This is a genomic window from Legionella sp. JM-2024, from assembly GCF_055389095.1.
This window is the reverse complement of record NZ_AP039388.1, coordinates 2585434-2604810: the sequence shown is the minus strand read 5'-3', so window position 1 is coordinate 2604810 and position 19377 is coordinate 2585434. Positions and strand designations below refer to the sequence as shown.

Genomic DNA, 19377 nt, shown 5'->3' with positions numbered 1-19377 from the left:
TCTCCAATATTTTTGTTTTGATTGTAAATAATGATATTGTTATGACCTTCTATAAAAATGCTCTTAAGGATATTTGATGCATCAGGTACAAACCAGTCAAATGAATACCCCAAAAATAGATCTTTGGCTGGTTTTTGTTATCTTAATGCTGATGGCTCTGATGCAGACAACGACCGATCAATATATCCCTTCTCTTCCAGCTATTACCAAAGCATTTAACAGCACAGAGGCATCAATTCAGTTGACGATTTCTATTTTTATGTTTGGTTTAAGCATTTCTCACGTCTTTTATGGCCCTTTATCGGACAAAATTGGACGCAAACCGCCGTTAATGTTTGGAGTTGGGTTAAGCATATTGGGGAGTCTGCTTTGTTTTCTTGCTCCCACTGTAAGTATATTAATATTAGGGCGATTTCTTCAAGGTTTTGGCATTGGCTGTTGTAATTCTGTGGGGCGTTCTTTAGTCAGAGACTTATTTACAGATCGGTTACTGGCTAAAATAGGTTCTTATGTAGGTGTTGTCAGTATTTTTATTATGGCTGCTTCCCCCACCTTAGGAGGATTCATTCAAGAACAGGCAGGGTGGAGAGCTAATTTTCTCTTCTTATTGGTTTTTGGAGTCTTCGTTTGGATTTTGGCATTTAGTATTCTTCCTGAAACCAATAAACAGTTAAACCCTGAAGCAACAAAAATCCAGGTTATGGCCAGGAATTATTTTACTCTATTACGCAGCAAAGCATTTTTAGGGTACACACTTTGTGCTTGTTTTGCTTTTGCCGGAATGGTTTCCTATCTTACCATCGCGCCGTTTTTATTTCAGGGGGTATTAGGCTTAAGTCCCCTGGAATTTGGACGTTTAACGTTTTTTATTGCTGGCGCTATATGTTTTAGCGGGATAGTAAATAGTCAGTTAGTCATGCACAAAGGAATAGCGTTTATGGTTTGTATGGGGGTTCTTTTTATGATAGCAGGTGGTTTGAGTTTGTTAATTATCACTATGCTGGGTTGGTCACAAGTCCATTTTATAATGTTTCCGATTGCATTATTCAGCGCTGGCGCAGGATTTACCTTTATCAATGCTTTTGCCGGCGCTTTTCATCCTTTTCCGAAAATGGCTGGAACGGTGGGAGCCTTATATGCCAGCATGCAGGATTTAAGCGCCGCACTGACCAGTGGTTTTATTGCTGTTTTTAAAGGATATGGTCAATATTCTCTGGCGATTATATTGCTCACATTAGGTTTAAGTTCTTTAGTAGCATGGTATTATCTTGCGCTGCAAGATGAGATCATTTCAAATTAAGGGGTATTGATGAAAATTACTGATGAAGAATTAAAAAATATTATCAGCAAATTGTCTGGTTCCAAATCTGACGAAATTCATGATGATACGGCACTAATAGAAGATTTACATCTGGATTCTTTAAAAATTGTTGAACTTTTGGCTATCCTTAGCGAAGAGTATCAATTACAAGTTACTGAAGAAGATGCGATGAACTTCCATACGTATAAAGATCTATACGATTTTACCCAAGCTTGATTGTTACTTTTTGTTCTATTTTTTGTAGTAAGGTTGGTGCATTTTTACCCAGATCCGTCAAGCTAAGGGAGTAGATTTTTAATTTAACAAGTTGAATTATATATAAAAACAGACAAGACGATCTTTGAAATTTTTTCGATTATCACCTTACCCCTGTTCGTTCGGGCTGAGGAGGCGTTTACGCTGTCTTGAAGCCTTTGCGTCAAGACCAAAAAGGCTTCAAGACAGCGCTCAAGCGCTTCCTCAGCCCGAACGGATAGTGGATATATATGAATAAACAATCTTTACTTGACGGCTATGGGTCAAAATACCCCAATCTACGGCGAAGTCAAATCAGACAACTTCCAATAAAGCGCAGGCTGCAATTCCACCACCACCTGCCGCAACCAAAAGTACTTTCTCACCGGATTTGATTGCACCATGGGATCTCAGTTGATCCAAAGCGATCCCTACACTGGAACCTGAGGTATTCCCAGTTTCTTCAACAGTCTTTATGGTTCTTTCTTCAGGAAAGCCTAATTGTTTTGCTACAGACAAAACCAAATTTTTATTTCCTTGATGAGGAACGAGCCATTGGATGTCAGAAATTGTCAGATTTAATTCTTTTAGGAAATCTTTAGCACTATCGGCCATGCCATGAACTGCTTTTACAAATAAGGCGGTACTTTCTTTAATAGTGATATAAAATTGCTCGGTATCCTTACAAAATGCAGCGGGTAATCGAGAGCCCCCGGCTGGAGTTGAGACGGCATCGCTTACTTCACCATCAGCAAACAAAGCGGAAGCCATAAAACGAAAATCAGCCTCTTCTTTATCCTGAGAAATACAGCACGCTGCAGCGCCATCACCAAATAAAACACTGGTTGCGAAATTATTTTTATTTAAGAATTTGGAGCGAATTTCACTGGCTACGAGCAAAACAGTACCCGAATTGGTTTGTGCCAAGGCGGCACTTGTATGCAGGCCAACAACAAAGCCGGCACAAGCAGCCCCTATATCAAAAGCCCCGGCGTTTTGTAGTCCAAGTCTATATTGTACAAGGGGGCTGCTTGGCGGAGAGGGATAATCCCCAGAGATAGTGGCTAGAATCACTTGATTAATCTTATGTTTTTCCTTCGGTTTTTCGGCAAACAATCGTTCAGCTGCCTGCACAGCCAGATCGCTGCAAGCTTCCTCTTCATTAACCCAATGCCTGTTTTTAATGCCTGTTGAAAATCCGATCACCGCGGGATTTTGGGTGCTATTCATCCAATTGAGAACGTCCTGGTTACTCATGATATTCTCCGGGAGAGCCACAAAGGGCCCCTTGATATAGATGGGCTTTTCGGAACGGAAAAAATTCATGACAATAATCCTTCTGAGCGCATTAAGGGTAGGCCTCCACTAACTGTCATGATTGAGCCTGTCATGAAGGAGGTTTCCGAGAGGAGAGGATCAATTGCTTCAGCAACCTGATTTGGTTTTCCCATGGTACCTTGTGGGATGATTTGTGTTACTTTTTCTTGATACGTTGGATTTTTCCAGAATTGTTCCGTTCTCGAGGTTTTAATTAAGCCTATACGCACTATATTGGATAAGATATTGTTAGCACTGTAATCAACAGCCAAATTTAAAAATAATCCTTCCAGAGCAGCCTTTGCTGCACAATAGGCAGGGTATCGGCTGGTTCCAGTTATTGCTGAAAGGCTGGAAATGAGGATGAGTCGTCCAAATTTATTTTTTAGGAAAGAAGGCAATAAACGATGGATAAGCCAAATGTTACCATTGAGATTACTATCCAGGTAGCCATGCACAGCATGATAGGGTAAGGCATGTAATTTACGTAGTTGGGTAACCCGCGTGAAAGCATTCAGTATTATACCATCCAATGGTTCTTGTAAGATGGATTCCAGATCGTTTTCACAAGCTTGAGGGTCCGAAAAATTATAAACAAATCCTTTCACTGCTATGTTTTGCTGGTGATATATTGCAAGTGTTTGATTAAGGCTGGTGTCATTCGAACAGGTAATAATGATTTTATCCCCGAGTTTGTCGCGTCTTTGGGCGATGGCTTGTGCAATATCAGAAGAGCCACCAGTAATTAAGATATTCATTTTGCCCCCAAATGAATTAGATATTCTTCAATAGAGTGGATGGATTCATAATGTTCTTTTTCCAGTGGGATAACAGGGATTTTAATTTCAAATTCGCGTTCCAATTCTATGATTAATAAGGCCAGCATCAAACTGTCTAACCCTCCTTGCTCAAGTTTTGCATGCTTGTTTTCAGGAAGATTGGTTAGTCCAATTCGTTCTAGTACTTGTTCAATTCGATTACTTAGCATTATCTTTTTCCTTATTATCAATGCCGTCAATATTTAAAACCAATGCGTTCCTGTTTAATTTCCCATGTGTGTTTCTGGGCAGGGTTGGAACGAGATGTATTTTAATAGGTAACTTCTTGGGCAGCAGATGCTTTTGTATTTTCTCTGTTAAATATTGCTCGGAAATGGAGGATGGAAGCGAATTTTTTTCGATACAAACAACCAGGCGTACCCCGTAAATCTTATCTTCCACAGGTAGAACGATCGCTTCTTTTATCACATCGACTTGGCAAATCTTTTGTTCGATTTCAGAGATGTTAATTTTTTCACCACCAATATTGACTATGTTGTCGCGACGCCCTTTAATTGCTACTAATCCATTGGGTAATATTTCAGCAATATCTCCGGTAAACAACCAGCCATTTTGAATTTTAGTGCTTTCTTTTTCTCCAAGATAACCCAGCATCAGTTGACTGCCACGAATTAGTAATTCATGCTCGGAAGAAAGTTTGATCTCCCAATCCCCAATAGGATAACCTGCATAATTCTCTACAAAAAGAGGATCTTCACTGGAATAAGTCAGAACTCTTGGAGAGGCTTCTGTTAAACCGTAATTGTTATAAATGATGGCGTTGGGAAATATCTGCTTCAAATCCGCCCTTAAAGTAATAGGTAATGGAGCACCGGCAGAAATAATAGCAGCAATTTTAGCTGCGCTATCAGGGTATCTTTTTGCCATGGCACTGATAGCTACCCAGTGAGAAGGAACGCCACTCCACATTTGAGGGATGGTGCCTTGTTCCATAAGCATTTTGATGTCTGTAAATTGAGTGATAAGTTGAGTACTAAGCCCTGACATTAAACCAGGTAGCAGTTGACCTAGAAGACCAAAGGAATAAGATAAAGGTAAAAATAGCAATTGATCTTGAACCTTTTTAAATTCCAGTGCCTTGATGACAGCTTCACAATTGGCTTTTATATTAGTGTTTGATAATTGAACTGCTTTGACTTGCCCAGTACTACCTGAAGTGAAGAGGATAAGTGTTGTCTGAGGATGTGGGTTGATTGTTTTATTTTCATATAATTTTTGTAATTCACCTTTTTCATTTATCGTTACAGCGGTACCTAAAAGAGCAAGTCTTGTTTGCTTTTCTTCTTCTGAAATGAAATTAGGGAAGAGGGCAATGGGTCGATTTATTTCTAAACAGGCTAATAGTTCAATAACAAATTCAATGCCAGGTGTTGCATGAAGGATAATGATGGCTTTGGGAAGTTTTTGGAATTGCTTCGAACGTTCTAAGACTTGATGAGTTAATTCATCAAAGGTTATTGCTCTATTTTCCTGAGTAATTGCTACTTTATTTGGAACATCTGGGGCCAAAAACAACATGATTTTATTCCTCAATTTTATTGAGTTGCCAAGTAGCAACTATTGGCAGAGTATTATCCAAAAGATGTTTGCGACAAAAATTCCTGCGTATTTTTCCGCTGGTCGTATGCGGCATAGCTTTCAGAGGAATCAGGGCTATAGTGTGTACTTCCAATTGATGATTTTGGTAAATGAGTTCAAAAATGTCGTTGAATAAAGTGTCTTGGGTTGCTTCGTCCATAAATCGATTTTTTACTTCACACATCACAGTCAGTTTATATTCATGATCCTCTTGAATCACAAAGGCAGCACATTTTCCTAATACGCGATGAAGGGGAGAATGCATTAGACTGTATTCTATGTCCTGAGGATAATGGTTTTTACCATAAAGAATAATTAAGTCCTTAATACGACCGGTAACGTATAACTCATTTTCATGTAGAAATCCCAGATCCCCGGTTCTTAAATAGGTTTGTGTATTATCGTCTCCATTGATTTGACCTTGGAACGCATGCATTGTTTCTTCTGGTTGATTCCAATAACCATGGGCTATACTGTTACCAGATACCCAAATTTCACCAACCTGGTCAGAATCACAGGGAATCAAGGTATCAGAGTCAATAATTTTAACTGTCTGAATAGGGTTGCCGCTACTGACCAATTTGTAACTGCCTGGATTGTTATCCTCTGAAAAATGCACACGATGATCCTGAAATTGTTCTTTGGCAAGGGTCAAAGTTTTGCATGGATTCCCTGGTGTTCCTCCGGTCACTAACAAAGTGGCTTCAGCCAAACCATAGCAAGGATAGAACGCTTCTTTGCGAAATCCATAGTTCTTAAATGCCTGATAAAAATGTTCCATGGTTTCTGCTCGAACTGGCTCAGCTCCGTTGAATGCAGTTATCCAGGAACTTAAGTCCAACCCTTCTTTCTTTTCTTCTTTGATGCGTTTAACACAATAATCGTAGGCGAAATTGGGACTACCACTGATAGTGGCTTTGTATTTGGTAATATTTTTTAGCCAGGAAAGTGGATTTTGTAAAAATGAGAAAGGAGACATCATTATTATTGGGATTCCACCATAAACAGGTGTCAGAATGCAGCCAATCAAACCCATATCATGGTGTGGGGGCAGCCAGCTGAACAATATTGTTTCATCATTCATATGAAAAGAGGTAAAAATTTTACTCAGATTATCTAGCAAATTATGATGACTCACCATCACCCCCTTAGGATGCATGGTAGAGCCGGAAGTATATTGTAGAAATGCAATGTCGTTGCTTTTAACAGAAGTTGGTTGCCAATTACTGCTTTTGCTGGATTCTATGTTATCAAGAGCCAGGGTAGGAAGTCCCAAAAACCGAGGATTTGCATTTAATTCGTTTGTAGTGAATTTATTGATATGATCGGCAATCATGAATACTATAATTGGTTTTGAGTTAGCAACAATGCGTTGCGCTTTATCCAATAATTTTTCCTGTGCAGGCGGGTAAATTGGTACAGCGATGCAGCCTGCATAAAGGCAACCAAAAAAGGCCTGAATAAGGGACAATCCAGGTGCGAACAATAACAAGACCCTATCTCCAGGTTTTACTCCTTCTGCTTGTAAGGTTGCAGCAATTGCTTTGGCACGTTGATCCAGTTGTTCATAAGTCATGGTTTCTTCTAAATCTTTATTCAGAAAAGTGCAGCTTTTCTTGTCAGGGCTATGTATAGCCCTTAACCTGACTACATCAACCAGAGACTCGCACTGTAAATATTCATTTCTCACTATAAAACACCTTAATTGCTAAATGACGCTTTTTGATAGTTTAGTACTTGCCCTGCGTAGGAAAGACCACCGCCTACACTCATTAGAAGAATTTTGCCTGGCCTATCAAACAATTTTTCCTCAACTGCCCTTGCTAATGTGTAGAGAACGGATGCACCACCTATATTGCCTATGGTGTCAGCATCCCAAATGATTATTTTGTTGTTTAAATGATTTTCATGAAGTACTTGCTCTATTAATTTTCGATTGACCTGATGTGGGATTATCCAGGTTATCTCGTTTCTTTCTGTTTCTGTCGGTAATAAATTGTCAATCATTTGCATGTATCTGGAATAAGCCAATTCTTTCATTAAGGTTTCATCACCCACTAAATGATAACCAATCGAATCAATTTGCTCATGAGTTGGCGGGAACACGCCTTGAGTCGTAAATGCGTTTACGTATTGACCATCGGTAGAAAAAAAACTTTTTTCAACTGTAAAAGGACCAAAGTCATTTTTTTCCAAAAGTAAGGAAGCCGCTCCATCAGCTAAGCCTATCCAGGTTTTTTCATTTTCAGGGTCTATGACTTTAGAGAGGGTTTCAGAGCAACACACTAAAATTTTTTGATAGCCCAAGGCCATTAACGCATACGCAAAATGCAAGGTTGACAAAGAGGTGGAACAACCTGTTTTCAAATCATAAGCAGGAGCATTTAGCTTTAGACTTCCAAGTACCGCTGCGGCTTGAGAGCCTGTAAAGCGTTTATTTGTAGTGGAACCCAAGAGAAATACTTCTATGTTTTCTGGTTTATACTGCGATATGAGCTGACTCACTGCTTGAATAGCCAATGATTCCGAAGTAAGTTCTCTTGAACTATCAAGTGACTCCCAGGGTTTATGGCACCAGTATCGAGTGTGAAAGCCAAATTCTTCACCAATTTTTTCTGCGAATTTTTCAAGAAAACCTTGAGATTTGTCTGCGGTTCTCGGAAAATTCTTTAAAATTTCCAGATTTGTGATAGGACCAGACTCGGGTAAAACTCTTGATGTTGCATTAATTTCAAAGTGGATATTTGGTTTTAAAATATTCATAAAGCGGCCTTATGCTGTCCTGACCATATAGGTTAGTTTATTGAAATTACACTCCTTTGTTACGCTAAATCAAGATTTTTTATATGTATTAGATAAATAGCTCTAAATTTATACAATATAGAGTAGCCTATTTTTTGAATTAAGTTATGATGAGGTACGAATAAATTTTGGTGTCAGAGAAATCCGGACTCTAGGACATAAACATTGATGAAAGAGGTAAGGTATGTCTTCCCAACATACAGACACAATATTGACTAAATGGATAGACAGTTTGATTGATGAGCAGAGCTTTTTATCAATGGAGTCCGAACATGCTCCGGCGAACAGTTCACATTTAGCTCATGGAGCTGAAGTCATTACCGGGTTAGCCAAGGTGAATCAAAGGCCGGTAGCTATTTATGCGCATAATTCTTCAGTAAATAGAGGTTATGTGACTTGTCAAGGCGCCAGGAAAATTGTTCATTTAATGGATAAAGCAGAAGAATTGCGCATTCCTATTATTGCTTTTTTGGCTTCTCCTGGCGTATCTCTAGAGGAAAATTTGTTAAGTGGTGATGAATATACTCAAATTATTACCCGAAATATTAAATTGTCTGGAGTCATCCCACAATTTGCAGTGATAGTAGCACCTACTCTTGGGGCGCCAGCTTATTCCGCTGTTTTAATGGATTTATTATTTTTTAGTAAACATAGAAGCTATCTGATGGTGACCAGTCCTACGGTAGTGAAGCAGGCTATTGGTGAAAAGGTTACAATGGGTGAACTGGGGAGCGCGACTCTTCATGCGACTACAACAGGTATTGCAGATTTTGTGGATGATAGTGTGGCAGCCCAAATAAACCATGTAAAAGCCATGCTTGGATTTTTCCCCTTACATACCAATGATCGTCCTCCCGTACATTCTGTAATAGAACCTAATCATCCTATACCTGATATTCCTGCTAATCCCAGAGTGCCGTTTAATATGCTCCATTTAATTCATGGTGTTGTGGATAATTCAAATGTCATTCAGTACAAAAAGTCCTACGGACAGGCCATGATTTGTGCTTTTGTACATATCCATGGTTTTGCTGTAGGGCTGGTTGCTAATCAGAGCATTCGTTATAGCGGCGCGATTGATTCTGATGTTGCTCAAAAAGCAGCCAAATTTATAAGGATATGTGATGCTTATTCCATACCTATTTTAACTTTTATCGATGTTCCCGGTTTTATGCCTGGCAAAAGGGAAGAGCAAAAGGGATTGTTACAGCATGGGGCTCGATTTTGTGTGGCAATGCAAACCAGGGTGCCAAGACTAAGTGTTATTGTTCGTAAATGTTATGGAGCCGCAGCTTTTCTCATGATGCAAACCAGGTCACAGAATGGTGATCTGGTATTGGCTTTGGAAACAGCAAGTCTGGGAGTAATGGGTAAGGAAACCACGAGCAAAGTGCAAACGATTGATGGACAACCAGCACAAGAAAAATCATATCCTAAGTCGGATGAAGCGTTTCACGTTGATGATTCTCTTGTGGATGCTTGTTCTTTAGGATTAATTGATGAAATTATTCAACCGTCGCAAATTCGCAGTCGCTTGGCGCATTACTTAGAGCTTCTATATAGAAAAATGGACAATATGCCCCCGGCAAAACATTCTATTGTATAAGGAAAACAATGTGACGCCTTATGAAAGTTTGATACAGATTTTGGAGTCTTTCGAGTTATCGTTAGGTAATCCTTTTGATGATAATTCCCCAGTTAGTTTTGAGCAAATTTTGTTAGCAGATGAGCAAGAAGTGTTGGCTTGGTCACAAATAGAATTGATACAGCAATGGGGCTATATGGATTATACCATCCCTTATTATCTGGGGGGGCGTTTGAACTCACTGGATGAAATATATACTTTAACCAAGTTATTAGCCAGACGCGATATTACTATTGCTATTATGTTTGGATTGGCTTTCTTTGCTTCTCTGCCAATATGGATTGCTGGAAATCCTGAACAAAAAAAACTTTTGAGTGAACGTCTTCGAAAAGGCGAGATAGGTGCTTTAGCTTTAACCGAAGAAGAACATGGAACCGATTTGGCCTCCAATAAAATGAATGCGAAACCATTCGGGGATGGATGGGAAATTTCCGGGCGCAAATGGTGTGTTAATTTTGCAACTTTAGGCGAGTATGCGGTAGTGCTATGTCGTAGAAATGACAAGGGTGGATTATTAGGTTTTTCTTTATTTTATATCGATAAAAAATCAATTGAAAAGGGGATTTCACCAATACCCAAGTTACCAACTCATGGTGTCAGAGGCCTGGATATTAGCGGTTTTTCTTTTGATCAAGTGAAAGTGTCTAAAGACGCACTGATAGGTAAGGAACAACGCGGTCTGGAGATCACTTATAAGGTATTTCAAATATCACGGACCTTATGTGCGTGTTTGGCGGTTGGGGGGGCTGATACCGCTTTGAGGCTGGCTTTGTCTTACAGTTTGCAAAGACAGCTGTATGGTAAACCAGTATTCGAGATACCAGTGGTCAAGCAAAGGCTAGGTGAGCTGTTCACTCTGCTATTGATTGCAGATTGTACTGCTCACGTTATGGTTCGTGCCTGTACAGTAATGCCTGGGAAAATGAGTCTTTGGTCGGCGATCATTAAATTTCTTATTCCTCACATTGGAGAAGATATAGTAGAGCAGTGCGCCATTATTTTAGGTGCAAGAGCCTATTTGCGAACCACTGAATGGGCTATTTTCCAGAAAATAAGACGTGATATTCAAGTAGTAGGCTTGTTTGATGGAAGTACTCAAGTGAATTTATCCCTTATTGCTGGTAATTTGTTGCCTCAGGCAGGCATGCGAGGTAAAAAGCCATTAGGGCACTATGACAAATTAGAACAAATTTTTAATATTCATTTGTCTTGCCCTCGTTTTGAAGAAGATAATTTAGGCCTGTTTACTCATGAAGAAGATGACGTATTTGCTGGTATCATGCATTTGAATTCAGCTCCAATCAACTCGCTCATCACTGCAATACGTCATGAAATTGAAAAGCTGGATCAAGAGGTAGTGCATTTACGTGATCTGAAATTATTCGATCCGCGCAGTCTGACAGTTTTTCGTTTGGCAGAAAAGTATTGTTGGATTTTTGCTGCCAGTTGTTGCTTGCAATTTTGGCACTATAATCAGGGATCACTGTCTGATGATTTGAAAAATACAGATTGGTTACACTTGGCTATGCAGTTAATACTTAAGCGATTGAATTCAGGTCAAATGATAGATAGTGTGTTGCAAGAGGCTATGAGTGATCGTTTGTATTCCTGTTTGCGAAAAAACCAGCTATTTTCTGTCATACCAATCAATATTGCGGGGTAATCAGAGATGAATTGGAAGAGATTTTTAATTGCAGCAATGACAAAGAAAAAATATCAAATTTTTCTGAAGGATACCAGATATCCAAAAGAGGCAAGAGACAGATTGTGGAATTTGGAAATTGTACCTTTACTGAAGAAATCATCCTATTGGCAGAAATTGTTAAAAAATAAATCTACTATAAATCTGAATGATTTTCCTATCACGACGTATGAAGACTATCAAGGAGAATTGTTAGCAGCGCAGCATCATACCATTCAACCCTTTAATGGTGAAAACCTGATTTTTTGGTCAGAAACTTCAGGGACTTCGGGTATTAGAAAGTTTTTTCCTATAACGACATCATTTCAAATGCAATTTCAGCGCACGATGGCACCGTATATTTATAGTCTAACTCAACGCTTTCCTGGTTTTTTTAAGGAAAAAATGTTGTACCTGGTCGCAGTAGATGCCCATAAAACTACCCCGGCAGGTACCCCTGCCGGGTGGATCAGTCATTTTAATTATCGTAATTTGCCTTCTTTTATTAAACGATTTTACGCCATGCCTGATGAAGTATTTACCAGCCACGAAGCCTATACTCAGTGGGGGCCTGTCTATGGTTTAGCGTCGGATTTAAGTGCTATTTTTGCTGTGACACCTATGGTAATAGATGCTTTTTATCAACGCTGTATCGAAGGCTTCAAAGAATATCTTCCTTATTTATTGGGTGATAAGTCTCTGCCGTCGCATTTTCCACCTCTTAAAATTACCCCAAAACGTCGGAAACATTTACAAAATTTACTTAAGGATAACAATCTCTCATTCAAACAACTATGGCCGTCTTTGGAAGTAGCTGGATGTTGGACATCCGGACTTTGTGAATATCCGGCACATCAATTACAAAAGTTGTTGGGTTCTGAGGTAAGTTTGGTAGATGGTACTTATTCAGCAACAGAAGGTTGGCTTACAGTTCCTTTAGAAACAAAAGATGTTGGAGGTATCTTACATCCTGGTGCTCATATTGTGGAGTTTATCCCAGAGGAAGAAGCAATTGAGAAGGATAATCTTTTACAATGTTGGGAATTGGAAGTAGGAAAAAAATACGAAGTGTTTTTAACAACAGCTATGGGGTTTGTTCGTTATAGACTCAAGGATATTGTCAAATGTACTGGCTATTTGAACAGTTCTCCCAAACTTGAATTTTGTTATAAAACACAACTTTTGAAATTGGAAAGTTGCTCAATCACAGGTCAGGAATTACAAAGTGCCGTGCAAGCAACTCATTTTAATATAGAACCATATTGGTATTTTGCGCGTAATAGTGTTGGAAATCGTATTGTTTTGGTTACTGATGATGAAGTAGAAATTTCCGAACTCTTATTAAAAGGGTTGCACGAACAATTAATCCAGATTAGTCCAACTTATGCTCATAGCGTGGAAACGGAAGAAGTTCTGTCTGTGGCTTTACTTCAACTACCCAAAGAAGAGTTATTAGCTGATCTACATGGTCAAACTAAACCCAAGTTTATCTCTCAAGAGGTGATCGCTGAGAGATGAAAGAAGTGTAGATGTGCAAATATAATTTAATATATATCCAATATGCATTCAAAATGCCTATTTTAGGGCAGATGAATTTTCCAAAATTATGGGGAAAAAGTATCCTTAAATGGCCATTTTGCAGTTTCTCGAGTATCATAGTATAATATTTGGTCTTTGATTGCTTTAGCAAATGTTTTTGGTATGTGTTTCATGGTCAATGAGCAAAATTATGCATTTAAAATTGATTTTGCCAGGCAGGGCGTTATTGATTTACCTGCTGGAGAGTTTAAATATTATCTCTATATCTTGTTAGAATCGATAAAGACCAAAAATGATCCATCCAGCCATGAATTTTTAGAAATATTCTTAAAGTTGATAAATACATTACATAAGCTAAATGAATTAAAAGCTGCTAATTTTTTAGATCATGAATGCTCTTCAAGCCAATTACTGAAAGAATTGGTTCTGCATTTTTCCGAGTTACAAGGAGTCGCAAAAACTCATAATTTTACCGCTCAAGTTAAGGTTATCTTGCTTCATATCGGAGGAATTATAACGGGCATTGTTTTGAGTTTGGTTGGTGGATTGGTGGGATCAATAATAGGATTAGCCAAAGGAATCTACGAATACAAACCGATCACTGGTTTTTTGGTTGGGATATTTACTGGTACTGTAATGGGCGGGCTTTTTGGTTTCAGGGCGCCTAAAAAAATATTTAAAAACGAGTTATTGCGCCAAATAAAATTTGGCCTTGATGGTCTTGGTGAAAGCTTGGAAAATGTCAATCAAGAACATTCTTCTTCAATGTTTAGCCCAAAAAAAATTAAACCATTTTCATTTTACCTCAACGAAGTAGAAAGCGAAATTAAGCTTCTCTTCGATAATGATTTTGAGTACGAAGAATTTCTAAATCAAAGTACTCCTTATGAAATTAACTCATTCCTGGCCAGTTTTATTGGTGAGTCTATGCTTCATGGATGTGTTGGCCATCATGCGTATATAAAAATTAATATTAAAAATCATGAGTATTTAATTGAGTTTACCCCTCAACCTACAGATACCAGCGAAGTGCCCGCTCAAAGTGAAACGAGAACAGTGAATGGTAAAAAAATTGTGGAGATGTTGGCTTATCATAGAAAACTCCAGGAAACTAATGCTCCTAGAGCGTCTTTTGTTTTAACGAAAATGAAGCCAGGAGATAATGATTGCTTAAGTTATGTCAATAAGGTGCTTATCGGAACGAGTCAACAAGGTGCTACAATTAAGCGATTTGCCAATATGGGTTTCATTGGTAATTTATTGGGTATAGGCATAGAGACTTTAAGTCCATTTAAACCTGATTTTTTTCAATCTGCGAACTATTTGAGAACTCCAAAAGATAAAGATCCTATCGATTCATATGATTTGTCAATTAACAGTCTATCATACTGAAAATTCAGACTTTAGCGTCGTCTTGTTGGCGACTAATATTAAAAGTAAACCTATTTTATGCATTGTTAAAATTATGTCATATACTTTAAAGCGATAGCTCTTAAAAATAAGGTATATATCATGGACATGAAAAAATATATTTTATCTCTTTCTTTGCTTACATTAATTAACTCTTCAGCTATCGCTACAACTCAGGAAGGTGAAGAGGCTTATAATAAAGGGTATTACGAAAAAGCATTTATCTTGTTGTCTCCTGAAGCAGATAAAGGAGATGCCAAGGCTCAATTTTTGCTTGGTAAGATGTATTATAATGCACAAGGTGTAACCTATAATCCAGAAAAAACAGAGCAATTATTGCTGGCATCGGCAAATCAAGGAAACGTCGATGCTCAGGTATTATTAGCCGGATTCTATTGGTACCTGAATACACCAGAAGGGTTTAAAAAGTCTTTTGAATGGTACCAGAAGGCCGCAGATCAAAATAACGCTGACGGTCAATATGGCTTAGGCTATATGTATGATACTGGAACAGGGGTTCCTCAGAATACGGATACAGCTATGGTTTGGTATAAGAAAGCTGCAGAACAAGGTAATTCAAATGCTGCCTTAGCTATTGGTTATAATTATGACACTGGTACAGGGGTAAAAAAGGATAAGACTCAGGCGGTCAGTTGGTATACCAAAGCGGCTGATTTAGGCAATGCCAGTGCACAATATAATCTTGGTTTAATGTACGAGCAAGGGGATGGTACTCCTAAAGATTATAATAAGGCCGCTGAATATTTTGAGAAAGCAGCTGGTCAAGGACATGCCAAATCTCAATTAGAACTTGGATATTTGTATGACTCAGGTAAACTGGGTAAAACTGATCTGCAAAAAGCGGCTTATTGGTATCAAAAAAGTGCAGACTTGGGGAATGCTAATGCACAATTTAATCTGGCAGATATGTACTTTTATGGTGATGGTGTCGGAAAAAATCTGGATCAATCCGTGTACTGGATGCAAAAAGCTGCTGAGCAAGGGTATGGTAAGGCTCAAAATCAATTAGGAGTGTATTACAGAGATGGTATCGGAGTGTCAGCTGATCCAGTAAAAGCTTATGCGTGGTTTACAGCTGCCAAGAGCAATGGCTTTGAAAAAGCAGCTGCTAGTGTGAGTGAACTAGAGAAGTCCATGAGTGCAGAGGATCTGAGTAAGGCTAAAACTCTAGGACAACAGTATACTGATAATTACAAAGCAAAAAAATGAGTCCTCTTTTCATGACTCTATTGAATAATTTAATATGATCGGAGTCGAGATATCCCCCGTAAAATTTAGGGGATATCTTTCACATCATTACCTAATTTTGCTAGTATAGCTCGCCATATCTCATTACATTAGTTTAACGTTGGCAATTACATTTCTCCCATCTTTAAGGAAATAACGTTATGGCAGAGCAAAGGAAAACCAAAAATAGAAAAGCGCCTGTTAAAAAAAGTCAGTTAACTACCTCTTCTCTCATTATTATTGACTTGATTTCAATTATTCTCAGTTTAATGCCCGGTGTTGCTGCATTTAGTCTGACAGGTTTGTTTGTGTATTATGGGTTTTCAAGAACTTGGCTGGTTTTAGTCCTTTCTCCTTTTGTTTTACTTTTTTCCTTTATTATCATCATTGCTATTATCAGAATCAGTCTGCCGAGACTTAAGTCTGGCCGATATAAACGGGAATTGAATAAAGCAATGATATCCTGGTTTTGTCATTTTGCGCTGTCTCGTGCGGCGAAGATTGTCGGTCTTATTTATTTATTGCAATCGTTTAATGTTATTAAATATTTGTATTGGCGTGCGCTTGGAATTAAAGTGTCATTTCATGTCATGAACTCATTTGATATCGATTTTGTTGATTGTCCTCTAATTTCTATTGGCAAGGACGTTACTCTGGCCAGCCAGGTATCCATTAGTTGCCATTCTGATGTAGGAAATTATCTTTTTTTATCTCCCGTCGTGATAGAAGACAATGTCTTTGTTGGAATGACCACTAAAATTGGCCCTGGAACAACAATTAAAAGAGGAGCCTGGATAGGGTATGGGAATGCTTTTGTGAATCAGGTCATTGAGGAAAATGCAAAAATTGGGAACGTTAGACCTATTCCTGAGTAAGCTCATGTGAGCTATTCATTAGCTTGGATCATGACTTTGCTTAATCCAGGTTCTGATTTTGAGCAGATAATAATTTATTTTCCAAATGGATGTTCAGAATGAAAAAAATATTGTTTGTTTTACTGTTTATTTCTTCACTCGCTCATGCGACTTGTACTGTCTATTTTAACAGTCAACCGATTAATAAAAAATTAACGGATCCTTTGTATTATCTATTATCCAATTCTGAAATTTGTCCGCAATCCATTCAGGAATTAAGACATTCCATGACATTAAATGGATTAAAAGAAATAATAGGAATGGTGGCGAACCGGGGAAGAAATAATCCATCAGAGGGCAGTTTTAGTTTTTTTGAATCAGTGTATGGGCAATTGTCTCCTGGCCAATTCATTGAAAAGGGAGCGTTATTTCTTGGCTATTTTACCGGCTTGAAGGGTAGCACTATTATTTTGGATCAAAAACCCAAGGAAGGTAAATTGTTGATTGAGGCGATTAGTTGGGATTCCAGGAAGAATTTTTATAATTTTTATGAACTTCGGGGTATAGAAAATGGAGGCGTACGTTGGTTTTATAGAGGAAATTCAAAGGATGCCTATAAGGATAACACCTGGTTATATAGGATAAACCCTGAAGGAGAAAATCATTTTGGAAATCGTATGCGCTGCTCGGCTTGTCACAATTCAGGTGGACCTATTCTTAAAGAAATGAACTTACCTCATAATGATTGGTGGACTAATAATCGTCCACTGATTTTGGCCCCTAATAAGCCTGATGATGATGTGAGCCACTTATTGGAACAAGTCAAAGATGCGAGTTTATTTGCTAATGAGGTGGTTACCGGAATGCAGCATTTAATTGGCAGTAGAAAAATGAAAAAATTCCAGGGAAAACTATCATTGCAGGAACAGTTACGGCCTTTATTTTGTACAACAGAAATAAACCTCGAATCCAGTACTGGCTCGTCAGAGGCGATCGTATCAATTCCATCCGCTTTTTGGCTCAATCCATTATTAGGTCGCATTGATTTAACTATTTCTGCTGAAGATTATAATCAATTATTGGAAGAGTTTAATACCTATTTCCCCGAAACTTCTTTGCGAGATGCAGATCATGCCTGGCTTACGCCGGTTAAGGGGAAAGCAGATCTCAATGCCATTAAGCAACTCATTCAACACAATACAATTAGCGAACAATTTGCTCGATCTGTCCTTATGATTGATTTTACTAATCCCTTATTTTCAACAAAACGGTGTGAATTATTAAAATTAATTCCAGAAACCAATCAAGCTAATAACAAAGAATGGCTCGAGCAATTCCTTGCCAATCTGAGAAAAAATGAAAATTATGTTAAAGGTTCACGTCAGTTGGCAGATTATATCAGCAAGGCACCAATGGACTCTAAAGAATTAGTAAAACAAATAAAGATTTATCAATACTTTCTTAAAGAATCTTTATCAGCAAGATTAGGTTTAAGAAAGCATTTTCTACGTTTAATAGAATTACGAAAAGCTGTGTTTTCAAGTGAACTATCTCAAAATCCTTTGGGGCAGATTTTAGAACCAGGGTTTAGAGTAATTTTTCCTGAAAGCAAGCCGTAAAGCCCATGAATTTTAGAATGAATTTATCTCGAAACCTTTCAAGTGAGGAGATCCTTCGCTTCGCTCAGGATGACAATAATTCGAGCGGAATAAGGCATTGAATCCACTCAAAAGGGTATGATTTGCCCTGACAAGAGGTAGAGAATAGACTTTTTATGATGGAGTTGTGAATATAATATTCGTTGCATTACCTCCACCAATGGTGAACTCTATAGGTATATATGGAAGATTACAGAGAAAAATGGTGACAACGAAAAATATTCCAGTAGCAATATTTCCTAAATAAATCCATTGCTTTTCCTTGTTTTCATTGAAGAAAGCTGTAACGGCATAGGTTAAACAGAACAGGATTGTAACTAATAAATAAATAAAGGCATTAGTTTCCAGTGAAAATTCTGAAAGAATTTTATAAGCCATCATTAAAGAGAGGAAGAATAAGATAATTCTATATATTCTTAAGGATAATTTTAGCCATGAGGGATAGTCTGATTTAGTAGTTCCATCTTGAAAATAGGCATTAAAGAATATTATGCCGGCTGTAGTTAATGGAATTAATACGAGCAAGGGATCGATATGTACTTCGTTACTGGAAAAGGAGTGAAATAGATATAAAATAAAATAAAGAATGCTGATAGCTGCTAAAAGAGGGAATAGATAGTACATTATCCTAAGTAACAAAAAGCGCATATTGTGAATGATATTGATATTCTGTTGACTAACACCTAAGCCGATAAAAAATAAGGTTGTATTGCTAATTAACTTAAAGTCATGGTTGTAAAGGTATAAATTCCATAAATAATTACTGCCGACTGTTTTGAATACAAAGGCCCCCATGATAATTAGTAAATTGGCTAATGTGGAAAATATAACAGCAATAAATACGATGGGGATGGTATTCCACACCGCAGCAAATAAACTGCTGTAACTTACTCGCCAGGTGTTGTCATGGTGAAAGGCATAGTGAAAAGAGTGGGCGACATAGACAAAAAAAGGAAATCCTACTAAAAAAATAAAAAAATGCAGATAATTTTTAATAGAGTAATCCATCTTTAGCGGAAACAGGGGTATAGATAAAAAGACGGCAAGAACAAAGCTGGTTCCTATGAGCCTCAACAGATGAACATTATTATAAGTAAGGGCAAATAAAATACTAAAAAGCGTAATAACGCTATAGATAAACACCGTAGTATTATGATTGCGTATCAGTATATCAACTATTATCCCTAGAAGTAGCCCAATCAGGGTAAAAATATAAAGTTCTCTTTGAGCAACCATCCTGTCATTCTCCGC

General features: G+C 38.0%; 16 protein-coding genes. 9 read left to right on the top strand and 7 right to left on the bottom strand.

Annotation, left to right across the window (positions count from 1 at the left end; translation table 11 throughout):
• Positions 1–76 precede the first annotated feature (76 nt).
• Both ACZ5EK_RS11355 and ACZ5EK_RS11350 read left to right on the top strand, forming a co-directional pair.
• Positions 77–1300 (top strand): multidrug effflux MFS transporter, encoded by a 1224-nt coding sequence (locus ACZ5EK_RS11355; RefSeq protein WP_464429681.1) that lies wholly within the window; start codon positions 77–79, stop codon positions 1298–1300.
• A gap of 9 nt (positions 1301–1309) precedes the next feature.
• Positions 1310–1537 carry an acyl carrier protein gene (locus ACZ5EK_RS11350; protein WP_464429680.1) on the top strand — a complete coding sequence of 76 codons (228 nt, stop codon included), beginning with the start codon at positions 1310–1312 and terminating at the stop codon, positions 1535–1537.
• A 333-nt stretch (positions 1538–1870) separates the two neighbouring features.
• Here ACZ5EK_RS11350 and ACZ5EK_RS11345 read toward each other — a convergent pair whose 3' ends face one another.
• The 6 genes from ACZ5EK_RS11345 to ACZ5EK_RS11320 are packed head-to-tail and all read right to left on the bottom strand — an operon-like array spanning position 1871 to position 8052.
• Entirely contained in the window at positions 1871–2881 is a 1011-nt protein-coding gene (locus ACZ5EK_RS11345; protein WP_464429679.1) for a 3-oxoacyl-ACP synthase III family protein, read from the bottom strand.
• Entirely contained in the window at positions 2878–3630 is a 753-nt protein-coding gene (locus ACZ5EK_RS11340) for an SDR family NAD(P)-dependent oxidoreductase (protein WP_464429678.1), read from the bottom strand. Before ACZ5EK_RS11340 ends, ACZ5EK_RS11345 begins: the two co-directional genes overlap by 4 nt.
• Complete coding sequence (locus ACZ5EK_RS11335; protein WP_464424609.1) at positions 3627–3860, bottom strand: acyl carrier protein; 234 nt, start codon at positions 3858–3860, stop codon at positions 3627–3629. Before ACZ5EK_RS11335 ends, ACZ5EK_RS11340 begins: the two co-directional genes overlap by 4 nt.
• A complete protein-coding gene (locus tag ACZ5EK_RS11330) occupies positions 3850–5229 on the bottom strand; it encodes a class I adenylate-forming enzyme family protein (RefSeq protein ID WP_464429677.1) in 1380 nt (459 codons plus the stop codon). The genes ACZ5EK_RS11335 and ACZ5EK_RS11330 overlap by 11 nt, the downstream gene beginning before the upstream one ends.
• Positions 5230–5233: 4 nt before the next feature.
• Positions 5234–6979: a fatty acyl-AMP ligase gene (locus ACZ5EK_RS11325; protein ID WP_464429676.1), complete on the bottom strand. Its 1746-nt coding sequence runs from the start codon at positions 6977–6979 to the stop codon at positions 5234–5236.
• An 11-nt stretch (positions 6980–6990) separates the two neighbouring features.
• A complete protein-coding gene (locus ACZ5EK_RS11320; protein ID WP_464429675.1) occupies positions 6991–8052 on the bottom strand; it encodes a 3-oxoacyl-ACP synthase III family protein in 1062 nt (353 codons plus the stop codon).
• 223 nt (positions 8053–8275) lie between these two features.
• On the opposite strand from ACZ5EK_RS11320, the gene ACZ5EK_RS11315 reads away from it, so the two are divergent.
• The 7 genes from ACZ5EK_RS11315 (at position 8276) to ACZ5EK_RS11285 (ending at position 18087) form a co-directional block, all read left to right on the top strand.
• Entirely contained in the window at positions 8276–9697 is a 1422-nt protein-coding gene (locus ACZ5EK_RS11315; protein WP_464429674.1) for an acyl-CoA carboxylase subunit beta, read from the top strand.
• A 10-nt stretch (positions 9698–9707) separates the two neighbouring features.
• Entirely contained in the window at positions 9708–11399 is a 1692-nt protein-coding gene (locus ACZ5EK_RS11310; protein WP_464429673.1) for an acyl-CoA dehydrogenase, read from the top strand.
• A 6-nt stretch (positions 11400–11405) separates the two neighbouring features.
• Positions 11406–12935, top strand: coding sequence for a GH3 family acyl-acid amido synthetase (locus ACZ5EK_RS11305; RefSeq protein WP_464429672.1), 1530 nt, complete (start codon positions 11406–11408; stop codon positions 12933–12935).
• 192 nt (positions 12936–13127) lie between these two features.
• Positions 13128–14348, top strand: a complete 1221-nt coding sequence (locus tag ACZ5EK_RS11300; protein ID WP_464429671.1) for a hypothetical protein — start codon at positions 13128–13130, stop codon at positions 14346–14348.
• A gap of 120 nt (positions 14349–14468) precedes the next feature.
• Positions 14469–15596: an SEL1-like repeat protein gene (locus ACZ5EK_RS11295; protein ID WP_464429670.1), complete on the top strand. Its 1128-nt coding sequence runs from the start codon at positions 14469–14471 to the stop codon at positions 15594–15596.
• 179 nt (positions 15597–15775) lie between these two features.
• The gene (locus ACZ5EK_RS11290) at positions 15776–16489 is read left to right on the top strand and encodes an LbetaH domain-containing protein (RefSeq protein WP_464429668.1); all 714 of its coding nucleotides are present in this window, start codon (positions 15776–15778) and stop codon (positions 16487–16489) included.
• A gap of 98 nt (positions 16490–16587) precedes the next feature.
• Positions 16588–18087: a hypothetical protein gene (locus ACZ5EK_RS11285; protein ID WP_464429667.1), complete on the top strand. Its 1500-nt coding sequence runs from the start codon at positions 16588–16590 to the stop codon at positions 18085–18087.
• Positions 18088–18240: 153 nt separating this feature from the next.
• Here ACZ5EK_RS11285 and ACZ5EK_RS11280 read toward each other — a convergent pair whose 3' ends face one another.
• Positions 18241–19362 (bottom strand): hypothetical protein, encoded by a 1122-nt coding sequence (locus tag ACZ5EK_RS11280; RefSeq protein ID WP_464429665.1) that lies wholly within the window; start codon positions 19360–19362, stop codon positions 18241–18243.
• Positions 19363–19377: the final 15 nt, after the last annotated feature.